This window comes from Erythrobacter sp. (assembly GCF_024305245.1).
Classification (GTDB): domain Bacteria; phylum Pseudomonadota; class Alphaproteobacteria; order Sphingomonadales; family Sphingomonadaceae; genus Erythrobacter.
Map to the genome: position 1 here is coordinate 284,281 of NZ_JAMWYX010000001.1, position 17,022 is coordinate 301,302.

A 17,022-nucleotide genomic window follows, 5' to 3' on the forward strand; every position below is an offset into this window, starting at 1 on the left:
GTCAGCCCCGCACCAGCGCCGTCAGCACCTGATCGGGCGGCCGGTGCCCATCGGCCCACATGCGGATGTTGGCGATTACCTTATGGCCCGAATCCTCGCGCCCCTCGGCCGTGGCGCTGCCGATGTGGGGGAGGGTCATGACGTTAGGGTGCGCGATCAGGCGTGGGTCGACATTCGGCTCGTCCGGATAAACGTCCAACCCTGCGCCCGCGAGATGGCCCGATTGCAGCGCCGCGATCAGCGCCTCCTGATCGATCAATTCGCCGCGCGCGGTGTTGATGATGCTGCTGCCGGGTGCCATCAACGCGATCCGCCGCGCATCGATCAGGTGCCGCGTTTCCTCGGTCAGCGGGCAATGCAGGGTGAGGATATCGGCCTCGCCCATCAGCGCATCGACAGTGCCGACGTGACGCACGCCCAGCATCCGCTCGACCGACTCGGGTAGCGCCTTGCGGTTGGTGTAAACGATCTCCAGCCCGAAGGCGCGGGCGCGGTGGGCGACTGCCTGACCGATCCGGCCCATGCCGATAATGCCCAGAACCTTGCCCGCCAGCTTGCGCCCGAGCAGGCCCGATGGCGTCCAACCCGTCCACTCGCCGCGCCGCACCAGCTGCGTGCCTTCGCGAATCCGGCGCGGCACGCCGATTATCATCGCCATCGCCAGATCGGCAGTGTCATCGGTGAACACGCCCGGCGTATTGGTGACAAGGATCTTGCGCGCAGCAGCAGCAGCCAGATCGATATGTTCCGTCCCCGCGCCGAAATTGGCGATCAGGCCCAGACGCGCGCCTGCGCCCGCGATTAGATCGGCGTCGATCCGGTCGGTCACGGTCGGTACCAGCACATCGCAATCCTGCATCGCGGCGGCCAGCTGATCGCGGGTGAGGGGGGTATCGGATTCGTTCAGCACCACGTCGAACAATTCACGCATCCGCGCCTCGACTTCGGGCACCAGATGGCGCGTGACGATCACGCGGGGACGCTCAAGGGGAGTGCGGGCGAGCGGGGTGCGGATGTCGGGCATGGCTATCGGCTAATGCCACTGGCCCCACGCGGTCAAGGCGTGATGCTGCCGGATTTGCATCAAGGCGTGCTTGATACCGGCGTGCCAGACCGTCTATCGCGGCAGATGATGATGGGACTTCGCGTTTTTGCCGTGCTCGGCCTGTGCCTGCTTCTGGGGTTCGTGATCGTGTGCGATCCGGCCAGCGCGCAGGATCGCGAAGTGCCCTACTGGGCAAGTCTTCGCTATGACGAGGTGCGCATGCGCGTCGGCCCGAGCGAGGAATATCCGATCGAATGGGTCTACAAGCGCAAGGGCCTGCCGGTAAAGGTGGTGCGCGTGCGCGAAGGCTGGCGGTTCGTCGAGGATCCCGAAGGCACCAAAGGCTGGATCGCCCGCAGTCAGCTCGATCCCGATCGCGGCACTATCGTCGTGGGCGAGGGGCTGGCCGACATACGCGCCGCGCCTGCCGTTGCCTCGGCATTGCGCTGGCGGGCCGAACCGGGTGTGGTGGGCAAGCTGGGCGCCTGCCGCGAAGGCTGGTGCGAGATCGACGTCGCCGGACGCAAGGGCTGGATGAGCGCCGAGCGGTTGTGGGGCGCGGAAACCCTGCCGGGCGACGAATAGCCGCGCTGGCGGCTTTTGGGCTTCGCGTTCAATCGGCCGGAAGTTCGGGCGGCTCGACCGGGTCGGGTTGCGGCGAGGGTTCACACCCCGCCGTCGCCCCGGCCGCAAGCAGCAGCATCAGCGCAAAAAGAGCCTTGCGCCCCACGATATCACACCAGTTCGACCGCTACCGCAGTGGCTTCACCGCCGCCGATGCACAGCGCCGCGATGCCGCGGGTCTTGCCGTGGGTTTTGAGCGCGTTGAGCAAGGTCACGATGATGCGCGATCCGCTGGCGCCGATCGGGTGGCCAAGCGCGGTGCCGCCGCCGTTGACGTTGATTTTGTCATGCGGAATGCCGAGGTCGCGCATCGCGAACATCGCGACGCAGGCGAAGGCTTCGTTGACTTCGAACAGGTCCACATCGTCCACGCTCCAGCCTGCGCGCTCCAGCACTTTCTGGATGGCGGGGATCGGCGCGGTGGTGAACTTGGCCGGGGCCTGGGCATGGGCGGCGGTGGCGATCAGGCGGGCGACAGGTGTCAGCCCCTTCGCCTTCGCCACGCTGTCGCGCGTCAGCACCAGCGCAGCGGCACCATCCGAAATCGAGCTGGAGGTCGCCGCTGTGATCGTGCCGTCCTTGGCAAAGGCGGGCTTCAATTGCGGGATCTTGTCGGGGCGGCCCTTGCCCGGCGCTTCGTCGTGCTCGACCGTGACTTCGCCTGCGCGGGTGATGACGGTTACCGCCACGACTTCGCCTGCAAACGCTCCGCTTGCGATCGCCTTGTTCGCACGGGCGAGCGATTCGATCGCGTAATCGTCCATGTCTTCGCGGGTCATCTGGTATTCGTTGGCGGTGTCTTGCGCAAAAGTGCCCATCGCGCGGCCGGATTCGTACGCGTCCTCCAGCCCGTCGAGGAACATGTGGTCGTAGGCGGTATCATGGCCCAGCCGCGCGCCGGAACGGTGCTTTTTCAGCAGGTAGGGTGCGTTGGTCATGCTCTCCATCCCGCCGGCGACGACGATGTCGATGGTGCCGCTGGCCAGTGCCTCTGCGCCCATGATGACGGTTTGCATCCCCGATCCGCATACCTTGTTGACGGTGGTCGCTTGGACCGACAGCGGCAGGCCCGCCTTGATCGCGGCTTGCCGAGCGGGCGCCTGACCCAGACCGGCGGGCAGCACGCAGCCGATATAGGCGCGGTCGATATCCTCGCCCGCCACCCCTGCGCGGTCCACCGCGGCCTTGACCGCGACGGCACCCAGATCGGTCGCCGATACGTCCGACAGCGCGCCCTGCATCGCGCCCATCGGGGTGCGGGCGTAGGAGAGGATCACGATCGGATCGGCGGGGGAAAGCTGGGGCATGGCAAAATCCTTGCATCAGGATGGAATGTCTGGGGCAGGCTCTAATGCTGCGTTGCGGTATTGGCAATCAACTGGGTGGGCAATCGGGCTATTCAATGCCCCGAGGCGCGAACCCGTTGCGGCGACAAGCTTGCACGCACCATCGGTTTGGGCGAAGATGCGTCGCAAATCAAAACGGATCGCTGTCCGAATGGGAGAACGACATGGCTGATGATCGCCGCGAAGAACTTGAAACGCTGCTGGCCCGCCAGCGCGCCGCCTTCACCGCCTCGCGCCCTGAGCCGATGTCCCAGCGCAAGGATCGCATCCGCCGCGCAGTTGCGCTGGTCAAGGATCACGGCGAGGAATTCGCCAAGGCGATGAGCGCGGATTTCGGCAATCGATCGATCCAGCAGTCGATGCTGACCGACATCGCCGCCACCGTGGGTGCCGGCAATGACGCGCTGAAGAACGTCGACAAATGGGCGAAGACCGAGAAGCGGAAAGTGCAGTTCCCGCTCGGTCTGCTCGGCGCCAAGGCCGAAGTGCGCTATGAGCCCAAGGGCGTGATCGGCATTCTTTCGCCCTGGAATTTCCCGCTGCAACTGGCGTTCGGCCCGCTGATGCAGGTGCTGGCGGCAGGTAACCGGGCGATGATCAAGCCGTCCGAATTCACCGAGCGCACCAGCGAGCTGATGGCGCAGCTGACAGCGGAATACTTCACGTCCGAGGAAGTCGCGGTCATTACCGGCGGGCCTGAGGTCGCGGCGGCGTTTTCATCACTGCCGTTCGACCATCTCGTCTTCACCGGGTCGACTGCAACCGGACGGCGTGTGATGCAGGCGGCGGCGGAAAACCTCGTGCCGGTGACGCTGGAACTGGGCGGCAAGTCGCCGGTCATCATGGGCCGGAGCGCCGATTTCGCGCGCGCCGGAGAGCGGATCGCAATTGGCAAGATGATGAACGCTGGCCAGATCTGCCTCGCGCCCGATTACATGATCGTGCCCGAAGACAAGCAGGACGAGGCCATCGCCGGGGTCGTCAATGGAGCGAGTGCGATGTACCCGCGCCTGCTCGACAACGACGATTACGCCTCGATCGTGTCCGACCGCCATTTCGAACGGCTGCAAGGCCTGGTCGAAGACGCGCGCGGCAAGGGGGCCGAAGTGATCGAGGTCAACCCGGCGGGCGAGGATTTCTCCAACGCCAACCAGCGCAAGATGCCGCTCACCATCCTCAGGAACGTCGACGAGTCGATGGCCGCGATGCAGGAGGAGATCTTCGGTCCGGTGCTGCCGGTGATGACCTACAAGGCGGTCGATCAGGCGGTGGATTACATCAACGAACACGATCGCCCGCTCGGCCTCTACTACTTCGGGGAAGACAAGGGCGAGCAGGAGCGCGTGCTGACCCGCACGATTTCGGGCGGGGTGACCACCAACGACGTGGTGTTCCACGTGTCGATGGAAGACCTGCCGTTCGGCGGCGTCGGCCCGTCGGGGATGGGCAGCTATCACGCGGTCGAGGGTTTCCGCGAATTCAGCCACGCCCGCGCCGTCTATCACCAGCCGAAGATCGACATCGCCAAGCTCGGCGGATTAAAGCCGCCCTATGGTTCGGCCATCGAGAAGGCCACGGCCCGCATGATGAAGTAGGGGGCGCGCGGAATTTCGCGCTCGCTCGCAAGAACTGTTCGATTTCGTGCAACACCGCTAAGGGCTTTTGCCCGAGTCGCGGGCTTGCGCGGTGGGCGCGAGAGGCTTAGGGCGACCGCGGGATTAATAGCTTGGACATCGCCGTGATCGATCTCAGCCAGTATCTGCCGATACTGTTATTCATTCTCATCGCCTTCGGGCTGTCGATCCTGTTCGTGGTCGCCCCGATGGCGGTGTCGCGGCTGACGGGCGCGCATAACCCGACGGCTGACAAGCTCAGCGAATATGAATGCGGCTTCCCCGCGTTCGAAGATGCTCGCAGCCAGTTCGACGTGCGGTTCTATCTCGTGGCGATCAGCTTTATCGTGTTCGATCTCGAAGCCGCGTTCCTGTTTCCGTGGGCGGTCAGCCTCGGTCAGACGGGCTGGGTCGGATGGGGCGGGATGATGGTGTTCCTGTTCATCCTTGCCGTCGGCCTCGCATATGAATGGAAGAAAGGAGCGTTGGATTGGGAATGAATACCACCGTTACTCCTCCCCAAGGGCTTCCCGACATTTCGGCTCTCACCACCGCCAAGGGCGGCGAGGTGCGTCAGCCTGACGCGTCCTATTTCACCGCGATGCAGACCGAGGTGAACGACAAGGGCTTCCTCGTCACCTCGACCGAGGATCTGTTCCAGTGGGCGCGCACCGGCAGCCTGTGGTGGATGACCTTCGGCCTTGCGTGCTGCGCGGTCGAGATGATCCACGTCAATATGCCGCGTTACGATATGGAACGCTTCGGCGTCGCGCCGCGCGCTTCCCCGCGCCAGTCGGACGTGATGATCGTCGCGGGGACGCTGTGCAACAAGATGGCTCCGGCGCTGCGCAAGGTCTACGACCAGATGTCGGACCCCAAATATGTGATCAGCATGGGTAGCTGCGCCAATGGCGGCGGCTATTACCATTACAGCTATTCGGTGGTGCGCGGCTGCGACCGGATCGTGCCGGTCGACATCTATGTTCCGGGCTGCCCGCCGACCGCAGAGGCGCTGCTTTACGGCGTCATGCAGTTGCAGCGGAAAATCCGCCGCGTCGGCACGATCGAGAGATAAGGGCAAAGGCCATGGCCGTTCTCCATTCCGCCCCGAAATACGCTTCGAACGAAGGCGTGATCGACGCAATCAGCGAAAGCATCAGCGTGTGGCTGCTCGATGCGGTCGAATCGCATGGCGAGGTGTCGTTCCGTGTCCGGCGCGACGACATTGCCCGCGTGCTGCAAACGTTGCGCGATGATCATGCCTATCAGCAGTTGATGGAGATCGCCGGTGTCGATTACCCCGACCGGGCCGAACGGTTCGAGGTCGTGTACATGCTGCAAAGCCTGACCAAGAACCACCGCGTGATGGTAAAATGTTCGGCGGACGAGAACACGCCGGTGCCGACCGTTACCACGCTGTGGCCCAACGCAGGCTGGCTCGAACGCGAAGTGTTCGACATGTTCGGCGTCAGCTTCGCGGGCAATCCCGATCTGCGCCGCATCCTCACCGATTACGGCTTTGAAGGGCATCCTTTCCGCAAGGACTTCCCGATGACGGGCTATACCGAACTACGCTATTCCGAGGAGGAAAAGCGGGTGGTGTATGAACCGGTCGAACTGGCGCAGGAAATGCGCAGCTTCGACTTTCTCTCCCCATGGGAGGGCGCGGATTACGTGCTGCCGGGTGACGAGAAATCGCGCGGCGAGCCGCGTGTGGAGGAAGTCAAGACGACCGAGAGCACCAAGCAGACCGGCGCCGGGCCAAAGGCCGACGAAAAGGCCGCCAAGCCCGTCTCTCCCGGCTCGCCCGATCTCAAAGACACCGACAAGAAAGCACCCCCCGCGCCCGAGGACACCTCGAAGGAGGGCGGACGATGAGCATGCAACGCGAAGAATCGCTCACCACCACCGGTGAGGTCATCTCCAACTACACGATCAATTTCGGCCCCCAGCACCCGGCTGCGCACGGTGTGTTGCGGATGGTGATGGAACTGGACGGTGAAGTGATTGAGCGCATCGATCCGCATGTCGGCCTGCTGCATCGCGGCACCGAAAAGCTGATCGAGCAGAAGACCTACCTGCAGGCGCTGCCCTATTTCGACCGGCTCGATTACTGCTCGCCGCTGTGCATGGAGCATTCGTGGGTGCTCGCAATCGAGAAGCTGCTGAACATCGAAGTGCCGATCCGCGCGCAATATCTGCGCGTGATGTTCGCCGAGCTGACCCGCATCTGCAACCACATGCTCAACATCGGTGCGCATGTGATGGACGTGGGCGCGATGACGCCCAACCTGTGGGTGTTCGAACTGCGCGAGGATTGCCTCAACTTCTTCGAGCGCGCGAGCGGCGCGCGGATGCACTCGGCCTGGTTCCGTCCCGGCGGCGTGCATCAGGACGTGCCGGAAAAGCTGTTGGTGGACATCGGCGACTGGCTCGACAACCGCTTCTTCCAGCTGTTCGAAGACGCGATGAGCCTCGTGATCGACAACCGCATCTTCAAGCAGCGCAATGTCGATATCGCCGTGGTCAGCCGCGATGATGCGGTGGCGTGGGGCTTTAGCGGCCCGATGATCCGCGCCGCCGGCATCCCATGGGATCTGCGCAAGAGCCAGCCCTATGATGTCTATGACCGGATGGAGTTCGACATTCCGGTCGGCACCAATTCGGACTGCTATGATCGCTTCATGGTGCGCGTGAAGGAAGTCTACGAAAGCGCCAAGATCATCCGCCAGTGTCTGCGCGATATGCCGCAGGGGCCGATTGCCAGCACCGACGGCAAGGTTTCCCCGCCCAAGCGCGGCGAGATGAAGCAGTCGATGGAAAGCCTGATCCACCACTTCAAGCTGTATACCGAAGGCTTTCACGTGCCTGCGGGCGAGGTTTACGTGGCGACCGAAAGTCCCAAGGGCGAATTCGGCGTCTATCTGGTCAGCGACGGCACCAACAAGCCCTACCGCTGCAAGATCCGCCCCACGGCGTTTTCGCACCTGCAGGCGATGGACTTCATGTCCAAGGGCCACATGCTGCCCGACGCGACCGCCATTCTCGGCGCGATCGACGTGGTGTTTGGGGAGTGTGACCGGTGAGCAATTCTCGATCGTTCCTGCTAATGGTCGGCCTCGCACTGGTCGCTTTATTGCTGGGTCCAGTGGTTTTCTTCGGCCTGTTCGCACCGGAAGGCGGGCTGATCGCCGGACTTAAGGGCAACTTCTTGCTTTTCGTCGCAGTTGTCGTCGGCGCCATGCTGGCATGGTGGCTGGCAGTGCTCGCCATCGGCCATGCCGCCTCCAAGCAAAACTCTCCAAAGGACAGCAAGCATGGCTGACCGTAACCCCGCACCCGATACCCCCGAACTGCGCGCCCGCTGGAGCGCGTTCGCATGGACGCCGGAGAACCGCACAACCGCCGATTGGCACATTGCCAAGTATCCCGAAGGGCGTCAGCGTTCGGCGGTGATGCCGCTGCTCGATCTCGCCCAGCGGCAGGTCGGCGCGGAGACCGATACGCAGGGCTGGCTGCCGCTGCCGGTGATCGAATATGTCGCGCAATATCTCGGGATGCCGGTGATCCGCGTGCTTGAAGTCGCCAGCTTTTACTTCATGTACAACCTCAAGCCCGTGGGCAAATTCCACGTCCAGGTGTGTGGCACCACGCCCTGCATGCTGCGCGGCTCGGACGACATCATCGCCGCCTGCAAGAAGCGCGGGATGGAGAAGGGCCACGTTTCGGCAGATGGGCTGTGGACCCTCACCGAAGTCGAATGCATGGGCAATTGCGCCACCGCGCCGATGGTCCAGATCAACGACGACAATTACGAAGACCTGACGCCCGAACGCCTCGATGCGGTGTTGGATGCGCTTGCGGCCGGACAGCAACCCAAGGCTGGCACGCAGGAGCCGGGTCGGCACACTTCCGAGCCTTCGGGCGGGCCGACGACGCTGAAAGAAATGGTCACCGAGAACCACGATTATCGAGGCGAGTGGTGACCGAAGCCGTCTCGATCATCGGCGCGTTGCTGCTGGCCTTCATCGCCTACAAGGTGCTGATGGGCCTGATGCGCGTGGGGGTGATTATCCTCATCCTGGTGGTGCTCGCCGCGCTGTTCAATCAGGGAGTGATCGGATGAACCCGATGACGCTCGCTCTGGTCGGCGCGGGGCTGACCGGCTTTGCTCTCGGCGCGTTTTTCACCGCGACGGGCAAGCTGGAAATGGGTGTGATCCTGATGGGATTGGGCCTGATGTTTCAGGTGATTTCGCTGGTGCGCCTGAAGCGCGCCAAAACAAGGGATGGCAGCGATGCTCGCGGATAAGGACCGCATCTTTACCAACGTTTACGGGTTCCAGGATTGGGGCCTGAAGGCAGCGCAGGCGCGCGGCGATTGGGACGATACCAAGGCGCTGCTCGCACGCGGGCCGGATGCGATCGTCGAGGAGATGAAAGCCAGCGGCCTGCGCGGACGCGGCGGAGCGGGCTTCCCGACCGGTTTGAAGTGGTCCTTCATGCCCAAGGAATCGCGCGACGGGCGCCCGAGCTTCCTTGTCATCAATGCCGACGAATCCGAGCCCGGTTCCTGCAAGGACCGCGAAATCCTGCGCCACGATCCGCACAAGCTGGTCGAAGGCGCGCTGGTCGCGGGCTTCGCGATGCGCGCGCGGGCGGCGTATATCTACGTGCGCGGCGAATATATCCGCGAGGCCGAGGTGCTGCAGGCGGCGATCGAACAGGCGTATGATGCCAAGCTGATCGGCAAGAACGCCTGCGGTTCGGGCTATGATTTCGACGTTTTCATGCATCGCGGCGCGGGTGCCTACATCTGCGGCGAAGAAACCGCGATGATCGAGAGCCTCGAAGGCAAGAAGGGCCAGCCGCGATTGAAGCCCCCGTTTCCGGCGGGCGCGGGGCTGTATGGCTGTCCGACCACAGTCAACAACGTCGAAAGCATCGCGGTCGCGCCGACGATCCTGCGGCGCGGGGCGGCGTGGTTCTCCAGCTTCGGGCGCGAGAACAACAAGGGCACCAAGCTGTTCCAGATTTCTGGCCACGTGGAAAAGCCCTGCGTCGTCGAGGAATCGATGAGCATCAGCTTCGAAGAGCTGATCGAAAAGCACTGCGGCGGCATTCGCGGCGGGTGGGACAATCTGCTGGCGGTGATTCCGGGCGGCTCCTCCGTGCCGCTCGTCCCCGCCGCGCAGATCCGCTACGCGCCGATGGATTTCGACGGGCTGAAGGAACTCGGCTCCGGCCTCGGCACGGCAGCGGTGATCGTGATGGACAAGTCCACCGACATCGTCCGCGCGATTGCCCGCCTCAGCTATTTCTACAAGCATGAGAGCTGCGGCCAGTGCACCCCCTGCCGCGAAGGCACGGGCTGGATGTGGCGCATGATGGAGCGGCTGCGCACCGGCGACGCGGCCATCGAGGAAATCGACATGCTGCACGAGGTGACCAAGCAGGTCGAAGGCCACACCATCTGTGCGCTCGGCGACGCGGCGGCATGGCCGATCCAAGGTCTGATCCGCCATTTCCGGCCGGAACTGGAGCGGCGGATCGTGGAGCATAATGCCAAGTTTGCAGAGGCAGCCGAATAATGCCTAAAGTCACCGTAGACGGTCAAGAAATCGAGGTCCCGGCGGGCGCCACCGTGCTCCAGGCGTGCGAGCTGGCAGGCAAGGAAATCCCGCGCTTCTGCTATCACGAACGCCTCAGCATTGCGGGCAATTGCCGCATGTGTCTGGTCGAGGTGAAGCCCGGGCCGCCCAAGCCGCAGGCCTCCTGCGCGCTGCCTGCTGCCGATGGTCAGGAAATCCGCACCGACAGCGCAATGGTCAAGAAGGCCCGCGAAGGGGTGATGGAGTTTCTGCTCATCAACCACCCGCTCGATTGCCCGATCTGCGATCAGGGCGGCGAGTGTGATTTGCAGGATCAGGCGGTCGCCTATGGCCGCGGCGGCTCGCGCTATCACGAGAACAAGCGCGCGGTGACCGAGAAGTACATGGGTCCGCTGATCAAGACGATCATGACCCGCTGCATCCACTGCACCCGCTGCGTGCGCTTTTCCGAGGAAATCGCGGGCGTGGACGAGATCGGCGCGCTGTTCCGCGGCGAGGACATGCAGATCACCACCTATCTCGAACAGGCGGCGGCACATGAACTCAGCGCCAATGTGATAGACCTGTGCCCGGTCGGCGCGCTGACGAGCCGCCCCTACGCGTTCGAGGCACGTCCTTGGGAATTGAAAAAGACGCTCAGCATCGACGTGTCGGACGCGGTGGGGGCGAACATCACGCTCCATTCGCGCGGCCGGGAAGTCATGCGCGCGCTGCCGCGCATCAATGACGACGTCAACGAGGAGTGGCTGAGCGACAAGGGCCGCTATCAGGTCGATGGCCTCGGCAAGCGTCGCCTCGACCGCGTGTGGGTGCGCCGCGACGGCAAATTGCAGCCCGCCGAGTGGACCGAGGCATTCGGGATGATTGCGGGTGCTTTGGAAGGCAACGCGTCCAGCATTGCGGCGGTCGCGGGCGATCTGCTCGACGCCGAGACGATGTTCGCGGCCAAGGCTTTGGTCAATGCCTGCGGATCGCAGCTGACCGAAGCGCGCCAGACCGGCATGACCTATGACGTGTCGAATCTTGCGGCGGTGAACTTCAATTCCACCTTTGCGGGCATCGAGACAGCCGACGCAATCCTGATCGTCGGAAGCAATATCCGTTGGGAAGCCGCACTGCTCAACGTTCGGCTGCGCAAGGCGGTTAAGGCAGGGGCAAAGGTGTTCGTGGTCGGGCCGGAGTGGGACACGACCTTCCCGGCGACGTTCCTCGGCTCCGACCTCAAGATCCTGAACCGTGTGCCCAAGGAACTGGGTGACGTCATGAAGTCGGCCAAGCGTCCGGCGGTGATCGTGGGCGCGGCGGCTCTGGCGAAGGGCGCGCTGCCGGCGGCGCTGAAGCTGGTCGACAAGTTCGGACTGGTGAAGGACGATTGGAACGGGTTCAACGTGCTGCACATTTCGGCAGCGCGGATGGCCTCGCTGATGCTGGACTTCACGGTTCCGGGCGGCATGGCCGACATCGCCAAGGCAGCGCCCAAGGTGCTGCTCAGCCTCGGCGCGGACGAAATGGATTATGCGCCCTACGCAGGGTCGCTGAAGGTCTATATCGGCCACCACGGTGACAAGGGCGCGCATCACGCCGACATCATCCTGCCGGGCGCGTCCTATGCCGAAAAGGACGGAACTTACGTCAATACCGAGGGCCGGGTGCAGTTCGCCGAGAAGGCCGTGTTCGCCCCCGGCGATGCGCGCGAGGATTGGACGATCTTGCGCGCGCTTGCCGACGCGCTGGACGTGACGGTCGGCTTCGACAGCTTCGGCGCATTGCAGGGCAAGATGATCGCTGCCGTGCCTGCGCTGGGCGAGGAAGGCCTCGCGGATTACGGCGCGCTGCCGAAACCTGACAGCGCAGCCAAGGCCGAGGGCGAAATCACCGCCCATCCGGTCAAGGATTTCTACCTCACCAATCCGATCGCCCGCGCCAGCGAAGTGATGCAGCGCTGTTCGGATGAACTGCTGCACGGGGCCGATGTGAAGGAGGCTGCGGAATGACCGCCTTCTTCCAATCCCTCGGCCTCAGCTACGAATGGGCCTGGAGCATTGCCACCGTGGCGGCGATCGTCATCGTCGCGCTGCTCGTCATGTTCAGCGTCGCGATGGTGATCTATGTCGACCGCAAGGTGATCGGCGCAGTCTCGATGCGGCGCGGGCCGAATGTGGTCGGGCCGTTTGGGCTGCTGCAAAGCTTCGCTGACGGGCTCAAGGTATTCCTGCAGGAAACCATCATCCCGACGGCAGCGAACAAGGGCATTTTCCTGCTCGCGCCGATCATCACCTTTACCGTGGCGCTCGCGGCGTGGGCTGTGATCCCGTTCTGGGACGGCGGGGTGATCGCCAACATCAACGTGGGCCTGCTCTACATTCTCGCGATCAGTTCGCTCAGCGTTTATGGCGTGGTGATGAGCGGGTGGGCGTCGAACTCGAAATACCCGTTCTTCTCGGCGATGCGCGCCGCGGCGCAGATGATCTCCTACGAGGTCTCGATCGGCTTCGTGTTGGTGTGCGTGGTGCTGTTTGCCGGCACGTTCAACATGAGCGGGATCGTGTATGCGCAGCAGGGCTTCGGGCTGGGCGTGATCAACGCCTATGTCGTGCACCCGCTGCTGTTCCCGATGTGGGTGGTGTTCTTCATCTCCTCGCTGGCAGAAACCGCGCGTGCACCGTTCGACCTGACCGAGGCGGAGAGCGAGCTCGTCGCGGGTTACCAGACCGAATATTCCTCGATGAGCTTCGCGCTGTTCTGGCTCGGCGAATATGCCAACATCCTGCTGATGTGCTCGCTCAACACGCTGCTGTTCTGGGGCGGGTGGCTGCCGCCGATCGACTGGGCGCCGCTTTATCTGGTGCCGGGGATCGTGTGGTTCCTGCTCAAGACCTTCATGTTCTTCCTGATGTTCAGCTGGATCTGGGCGACCGTGCCGCGTTACCGCTACGACCAGCTGATGCGCCTCGGGTGGAAGGTGTTCCTGCCGATGAGCCTGCTGTTCGTCGCGGCGACCAGCGGGTGGCTGATGGCGACGGGACATTTCGACCGCGCGCCGGCTTTCGTTCCCGATCCTGCCGCCGTTCCTCCCGCATTCGTCGATACCACCCCTGCGCAGCCTGAAGCTGCAAGAGCCAAGTCATGACCACCGTCTCCCACCTCATCAAATCGTTCACCCTCTGGGAATTCCTCAAGGCGCACGCCTTGACGCTGAAGTATTTCTTCAAGCCCAAGGTGACGATCAACTACCCGTTCGAAAAATCGCCGCTCTCGCCCCGCTTCCGCGGCGAGCACGCGCTGCGGCGTTATCCGAATGGCGAGGAACGCTGCATCGCGTGCAAGCTGTGCGAGGCTGTGTGCCCCGCGCAGGCGATCACCATCGAGAGCGAACCGCGCGAAGACGGCAGCCGCCGCACCACCCGCTATGACATCGACATGACCAAGTGCATCTATTGCGGCTTCTGTCAGGAAGCCTGCCCGGTCGATGCGATCGTCGAGGGGCCGAATTTCGAATACGCCACCGAAACCCGCGAAGAACTGCTTTACGACAAGGCCAAGCTGCTCGCGAATGGTGACAAGTGGGAACGGGCCATCGCGGCCAATCTTGAAGCCGACGCCCCCTACCGCTAGGGCGCGCCGGACGAAGGACATTGGGTCAATAATTTCGTTGTCCCGGCGCCGAGGGTTCGAGGCACCGGGAACACACTTGGACTAGGGATCACATTGCCGCTTTCTGGGCCACGGCGTTCGCCGGGGTGACGGATCGGCGGAGTAATATCATGATACAGGCCATCGCCTTTTATTTCTTCGCGACCATCGTGGTCGGCGCCGCCGTGATGACGATCATGTCGAAGAACCCCGTCCATTCGGTGCTGTGGCTGATCATGGCGTTCTTCAACGCCGCCGGCCTGATGGTGCTGGTGGGCGCGGAGTTCATCGCGATGCTGCTGGTGATCGTCTATGTCGGTGCCGTGGCCGTGCTGTTCCTGTTCGTGGTGATGATGCTCGACATCGATTTCGCCGCGATGCGCGCAGGCTTCAGCCGCAACGCGCCGCTGGGGCTCGCCGTCGCGGCAGTGCTGCTGGCCGAGTTGCTGCTGGCGGCGGGCGCATACAGCGCGGGCGGCATCCAGTTGGGTACGCCGGACGGCAGCGCGGTGCAGGCGGTCGAGGTCAGCAATATCGAGGCGCTCGGCGCGCTGCTGTATGGCCGGTACATCCTGCTGTTCGAAATCGCGGGCATTATCCTGCTGGTGGCGATGATCGGTGCGATCGTGCTGACCTTCCAGGCGCCTAAGCCCGGCGCGCGTGCGCGGCAGGACGTCGACAAGCAGACCCGCCGCCGTCCCGAGGATGCAACCGTCATGAAGAACCCGGAGATCGGGCAAGGGGTCGACCTATGAACAGTGCAGGCGCGATCGGCATTGAACATTACCTCACCGTGGGCGCGATTCTGTTCGTGCTCGGGGTGCTGGGGATTTTTCTTAATCGCAAAAACGTGATCGTCATTCTGATGGCGGTCGAATTGATCCTGCTGGCGGTGAACATCAACCTCGTCGCCTTCAGCGCCTTCATGCAGGACCTGGTGGGGCAGGTGTTCGCAATGCTGGTGCTGACGGTTGCGGCGGCGGAAGCTGCCATCGGCCTTGCCATTCTGGTGATCTACTTCCGCGGACACGGCTCGATCGCGGTCGACGATATCAACCGGATGAAGGGATAAACCGCCCGTGCATCCCATTCTCATTATCGTCTTCGCGCCGTTGCTCGCTGCCCTGATCGCAGGGCTGGGCAACCGTATGATCGGCAATGTGGCGGCGAAATCCGTCACCACCGGCGCGCTGTTCCTGTCTGCAGGCCTGAGCTGGCCGATCTTCCTCGGCTTTCTCGGCGGCGATCAGAACGCCGAAGTGATCGAAGTGCTGAAATGGGTCGAAAGCGGCTCGCTCAACTTCGACTGGTCGCTGCGCGTCGATGCGCTCACCGCGGTGATGCTGGTGGTGATCAATTCGGTCTCGGCGCTCGTGCACCTCTATTCGTGGGGGTATATGGAGGAAGATCCGGATCAGCCGCGGTTCTTCGCCTACCTGTCGTTGTTCACCTTCGCCATGCTGATGCTGGTGACCGCCGACAACCTCGTGCAGATGTTCTTCGGTTGGGAAGGGGTGGGCCTCGCGTCCTACCTGCTGATCGGGTTCTGGTTCCGTAAGCCGAGCGCAGGTGCTGCCGCGATCAAGGCTTTCGTGGTCAACCGCGTGGGTGACCTCGGCTTCATGCTCGGCATCTTCGGCACGTTTCTGGTGTTCCAGACGACCTCGATTACCGAGATCCTCGCCGCTGCTCCGGCGATGAGCGGATCGACCATCACCTTCGTCGGCATGCGGCTGTATACGATGGATATCCTGTGCATCCTGCTGTTCATCGGCGCGATGGGCAAATCGGCGCAATTGGGCCTGCACACGTGGCTGCCGGATGCAATGGAGGGGCCGACGCCGGTCTCCGCGCTGATCCACGCCGCGACCATGGTGACGGCGGGCGTGTTCATGCTGTGCCGCCTGTCGCCAATGTTCGAAACCGCGCCGACCGCGCTCACCATCGTCACCATCGTGGGTGCTGCCACCTGCTTCTTCGCCGCCACCATCGGCACGACCCAGTGGGACATCAAGCGGGTGATCGCCTATTCGACCTGCTCACAGCTCGGCTATATGTTCTTCGCTGCCGGGGTTGGCGCGTATGGCGTGGCGATGTTCCACCTGTTCACGCACGCGTTCTTCAAGGCGCTGCTGTTCCTTGGCGCAGGCAGCGTGATCCACGCGATGCATCACGAACAGGACATGCGGTATTACGGCGGGCTTCGTAAGCGCATTCCGCTGACCTTCTACGCGATGCTGGCGGGTACGCTGGCGATCACCGGCGTGGGCGTGCTCGGCGTGTTCGGCTTTGCGGGCTTCTATTCCAAGGACGCGATCCTCGAAGCGGCATGGGCGCGCGGTACCGGCGTATCGCAGTTCGCCTTCTGGGCCGGTGCCATCGCCGCATTGCTGACCAGCTTTTATTCGTGGCGCCTCATGTTTCTCACCTTCTGGGGCAAGCCGCGCTGGGCTCTGTCGGAGCATATCCAGCACGCCGTCCACCACGGCCACGACGATCCTGACCACGCCAACCCGCCCAAGCAGGAAGACGCAGGCCACGACGCGCACCATTCAGTGCCTTCGCCGCATGAGGATGACGGCACCGCCGGTTATCACCCGCATGAAAGCCCGGTCGCCATGCTGATCCCGCTGGGTGTGCTGACGCTGGGTGCGATCTTTGCAGGCTTCGCATTCAAGTACGATTTCATCGACGGCGAAGCTTTCTGGGGCGGCTCGATCTACTTCAACGAAAATCTGATCCACGCGCTGCACGTCGTGCCGCTGTGGGTGAAGCTGACTGCGACCATCGTGATGCTGCTGGGCCTTGCAGGCGCATACTTCGCCTACATCGCCAAGCCGGACATTCCCGGAAAGTTCGTGGCCACCTTCGGCGCACTGCACAACTTCGTCTACCGCAAGTGGTACTTCGACGAGTTGTATGATGCGATCTTCGTCAAGCCGGCGTTTTGGTTCGGGCGCCAGTTCTGGAAGCTCGGCGATATCGGCACGATCGATCGCTTCGGCCCGAACGGTATCGCCTGGGTGGTCGAGCGCAGCGCTGGCGCCGCGAAGTCGATCCAGTCGGGCTACGTCTACACTTATGCGTTGATCATGCTGCTCGGGCTGGTCGCCGCTATCACCTTCGTTCTGCTTTAGGAGCGCGCTTCGT

19 protein-coding genes are annotated in these 17,022 nt (G+C 63.2%); 17 read left to right on the plus strand and 2 right to left on the minus strand.

The window, feature by feature from the left end; all coding sequences use genetic code 11:
• Window position 1 precedes the first annotated feature (1 nt).
• The gene (locus tag Q0L48_RS01425) at window positions 2-1,024 is read right to left on the minus strand and encodes a D-glycerate dehydrogenase (protein WP_296716386.1); all 1,023 of its coding nucleotides are present in this window, start codon (window positions 1,022-1,024) and stop codon (window positions 2-4) included.
• 111 nt (window positions 1,025-1,135) lie between these two features.
• Between Q0L48_RS01425 and Q0L48_RS01430 the strand changes: the two genes are divergently transcribed.
• Window positions 1,136-1,630, plus strand: coding sequence for an SH3 domain-containing protein (locus Q0L48_RS01430; protein ID WP_367273984.1), 495 nt, complete (start codon window positions 1,136-1,138; stop codon window positions 1,628-1,630).
• A gap of 149 nt (window positions 1,631-1,779) precedes the next feature.
• Here Q0L48_RS01430 and Q0L48_RS01435 read toward each other — a convergent pair whose 3' ends face one another.
• A complete protein-coding gene (locus Q0L48_RS01435; protein ID WP_296716389.1) occupies window positions 1,780-2,976 on the minus strand; it encodes an acetyl-CoA C-acyltransferase in 1,197 nt (398 codons plus the stop codon).
• Between the two features lie 203 nt (window positions 2,977-3,179).
• Between Q0L48_RS01435 and Q0L48_RS01440 the strand changes: the two genes are divergently transcribed.
• From Q0L48_RS01440 to nuoL, 16 genes are all read left to right on the plus strand, one after another.
• Window positions 3,180-4,610, plus strand: a complete 1,431-nt coding sequence (locus Q0L48_RS01440; RefSeq protein ID WP_296716391.1) for a coniferyl aldehyde dehydrogenase — start codon at window positions 3,180-3,182, stop codon at window positions 4,608-4,610.
• A 143-nt stretch (window positions 4,611-4,753) separates the two neighbouring features.
• The gene (ndhC, locus tag Q0L48_RS01445) at window positions 4,754-5,128 is read left to right on the plus strand and encodes an NADH-quinone oxidoreductase subunit A (RefSeq protein WP_296717084.1); all 375 of its coding nucleotides are present in this window, start codon (window positions 4,754-4,756) and stop codon (window positions 5,126-5,128) included.
• Window positions 5,125-5,703 carry an NADH-quinone oxidoreductase subunit B family protein gene (locus Q0L48_RS01450; protein ID WP_367273986.1) on the plus strand — a complete coding sequence of 193 codons (579 nt, stop codon included), beginning with the start codon at window positions 5,125-5,127 and terminating at the stop codon, window positions 5,701-5,703. The genes ndhC and Q0L48_RS01450 overlap by 4 nt, the downstream gene beginning before the upstream one ends.
• Window positions 5,704-5,714: 11 nt before the next feature.
• Window positions 5,715-6,506, plus strand: coding sequence for an NADH-quinone oxidoreductase subunit C (locus Q0L48_RS01455; protein ID WP_296716392.1), 792 nt, complete (start codon window positions 5,715-5,717; stop codon window positions 6,504-6,506).
• Window positions 6,503-7,714, plus strand: coding sequence for an NADH-quinone oxidoreductase subunit D (locus Q0L48_RS01460; RefSeq protein ID WP_296716394.1), 1,212 nt, complete (start codon window positions 6,503-6,505; stop codon window positions 7,712-7,714). Before Q0L48_RS01455 ends, Q0L48_RS01460 begins: the two co-directional genes overlap by 4 nt.
• Entirely contained in the window at window positions 7,711-7,953 is a 243-nt protein-coding gene (locus tag Q0L48_RS01465; protein WP_296716396.1) for a hypothetical protein, read from the plus strand. Before Q0L48_RS01460 ends, Q0L48_RS01465 begins: the two co-directional genes overlap by 4 nt.
• Entirely contained in the window at window positions 7,946-8,614 is a 669-nt protein-coding gene (gene nuoE / locus Q0L48_RS01470; protein ID WP_296716397.1) for an NADH-quinone oxidoreductase subunit NuoE, read from the plus strand. The genes Q0L48_RS01465 and nuoE overlap by 8 nt, the downstream gene beginning before the upstream one ends.
• The gene (locus Q0L48_RS01475; protein WP_296716399.1) at window positions 8,611-8,754 is read left to right on the plus strand and encodes a hypothetical protein; all 144 of its coding nucleotides are present in this window, start codon (window positions 8,611-8,613) and stop codon (window positions 8,752-8,754) included. The genes nuoE and Q0L48_RS01475 overlap by 4 nt, the downstream gene beginning before the upstream one ends.
• The gene (locus Q0L48_RS01480) at window positions 8,751-8,939 is read left to right on the plus strand and encodes a hypothetical protein (protein WP_296716401.1); all 189 of its coding nucleotides are present in this window, start codon (window positions 8,751-8,753) and stop codon (window positions 8,937-8,939) included. Before Q0L48_RS01475 ends, Q0L48_RS01480 begins: the two co-directional genes overlap by 4 nt.
• Window positions 8,926-10,218 (plus strand): NADH-quinone oxidoreductase subunit NuoF, encoded by a 1,293-nt coding sequence (gene nuoF, locus Q0L48_RS01485; protein WP_296716403.1) that lies wholly within the window; start codon window positions 8,926-8,928, stop codon window positions 10,216-10,218. Before Q0L48_RS01480 ends, nuoF begins: the two co-directional genes overlap by 14 nt.
• Window positions 10,218-12,233, plus strand: a complete 2,016-nt coding sequence (gene nuoG, locus Q0L48_RS01490) for an NADH-quinone oxidoreductase subunit NuoG (protein WP_296716405.1) — start codon at window positions 10,218-10,220, stop codon at window positions 12,231-12,233. The genes nuoF and nuoG overlap by 1 nt, the downstream gene beginning before the upstream one ends.
• Window positions 12,230-13,369, plus strand: coding sequence for an NADH-quinone oxidoreductase subunit NuoH (gene nuoH, locus Q0L48_RS01495; RefSeq protein WP_296716407.1), 1,140 nt, complete (start codon window positions 12,230-12,232; stop codon window positions 13,367-13,369). Before nuoG ends, nuoH begins: the two co-directional genes overlap by 4 nt.
• The gene (nuoI, locus tag Q0L48_RS01500) at window positions 13,366-13,854 is read left to right on the plus strand and encodes an NADH-quinone oxidoreductase subunit NuoI (RefSeq protein WP_296716409.1); all 489 of its coding nucleotides are present in this window, start codon (window positions 13,366-13,368) and stop codon (window positions 13,852-13,854) included. Before nuoH ends, nuoI begins: the two co-directional genes overlap by 4 nt.
• Window positions 13,855-14,003: 149 nt before the next feature.
• On the plus strand, window positions 14,004-14,627 hold the full coding sequence (locus Q0L48_RS01505) for an NADH-quinone oxidoreductase subunit J (protein ID WP_296716410.1): 624 nt from the start codon (window positions 14,004-14,006) through the stop codon (window positions 14,625-14,627).
• Window positions 14,624-14,944 carry an NADH-quinone oxidoreductase subunit NuoK gene (gene nuoK, locus Q0L48_RS01510; protein ID WP_296716412.1) on the plus strand — a complete coding sequence of 107 codons (321 nt, stop codon included), beginning with the start codon at window positions 14,624-14,626 and terminating at the stop codon, window positions 14,942-14,944. The genes Q0L48_RS01505 and nuoK overlap by 4 nt, the downstream gene beginning before the upstream one ends.
• Window positions 14,945-14,951: 7 nt before the next feature.
• Window positions 14,952-17,009: an NADH-quinone oxidoreductase subunit L gene (gene nuoL, locus Q0L48_RS01515; protein WP_296716414.1), complete on the plus strand. Its 2,058-nt coding sequence runs from the start codon at window positions 14,952-14,954 to the stop codon at window positions 17,007-17,009.
• The last annotated feature ends 13 nt before the right edge of the window (window positions 17,010-17,022 follow it).

Coding starts and splice junctions, on each gene's coding strand:
- Q0L48_RS01440 (WP_296716391.1), top strand. CDS start 3,180: ATGGCTGATGATCGCCGCGAAGAACTTGAAACGCTGCTGGCCCGCCAG.
- Q0L48_RS01435 (WP_296716389.1), bottom strand. CDS start 2,976: ATGCCCCAGCTTTCCCCCGCCGATCCGATCGTGATCCTCTCCTACGCC.
- nuoE (WP_296716397.1), top strand. CDS start 7,946: ATGGCTGACCGTAACCCCGCACCCGATACCCCCGAACTGCGCGCCCGC.
- nuoK (WP_296716412.1), top strand. CDS start 14,624: ATGAACAGTGCAGGCGCGATCGGCATTGAACATTACCTCACCGTGGGC.
- nuoG (WP_296716405.1), top strand. CDS start 10,218: ATGCCTAAAGTCACCGTAGACGGTCAAGAAATCGAGGTCCCGGCGGGC.
- Q0L48_RS01480 (WP_296716401.1), top strand. CDS start 8,751: ATGAACCCGATGACGCTCGCTCTGGTCGGCGCGGGGCTGACCGGCTTT.
- Q0L48_RS01505 (WP_296716410.1), top strand. CDS start 14,004: ATGATACAGGCCATCGCCTTTTATTTCTTCGCGACCATCGTGGTCGGC.
- nuoF (WP_296716403.1), top strand. CDS start 8,926: ATGCTCGCGGATAAGGACCGCATCTTTACCAACGTTTACGGGTTCCAG.
- Q0L48_RS01430 (WP_367273984.1), top strand. CDS start 1,136: ATGGGACTTCGCGTTTTTGCCGTGCTCGGCCTGTGCCTGCTTCTGGGG.
- Q0L48_RS01455 (WP_296716392.1), top strand. CDS start 5,715: ATGGCCGTTCTCCATTCCGCCCCGAAATACGCTTCGAACGAAGGCGTG.
- Q0L48_RS01425 (WP_296716386.1), bottom strand. CDS start 1,024: ATGCCCGACATCCGCACCCCGCTCGCCCGCACTCCCCTTGAGCGTCCC.
- Q0L48_RS01460 (WP_296716394.1), top strand. CDS start 6,503: ATGAGCATGCAACGCGAAGAATCGCTCACCACCACCGGTGAGGTCATC.
- Q0L48_RS01450 (WP_367273986.1), top strand. CDS start 5,125: ATGAATACCACCGTTACTCCTCCCCAAGGGCTTCCCGACATTTCGGCT.
- nuoI (WP_296716409.1), top strand. CDS start 13,366: ATGACCACCGTCTCCCACCTCATCAAATCGTTCACCCTCTGGGAATTC.
- nuoH (WP_296716407.1), top strand. CDS start 12,230: ATGACCGCCTTCTTCCAATCCCTCGGCCTCAGCTACGAATGGGCCTGG.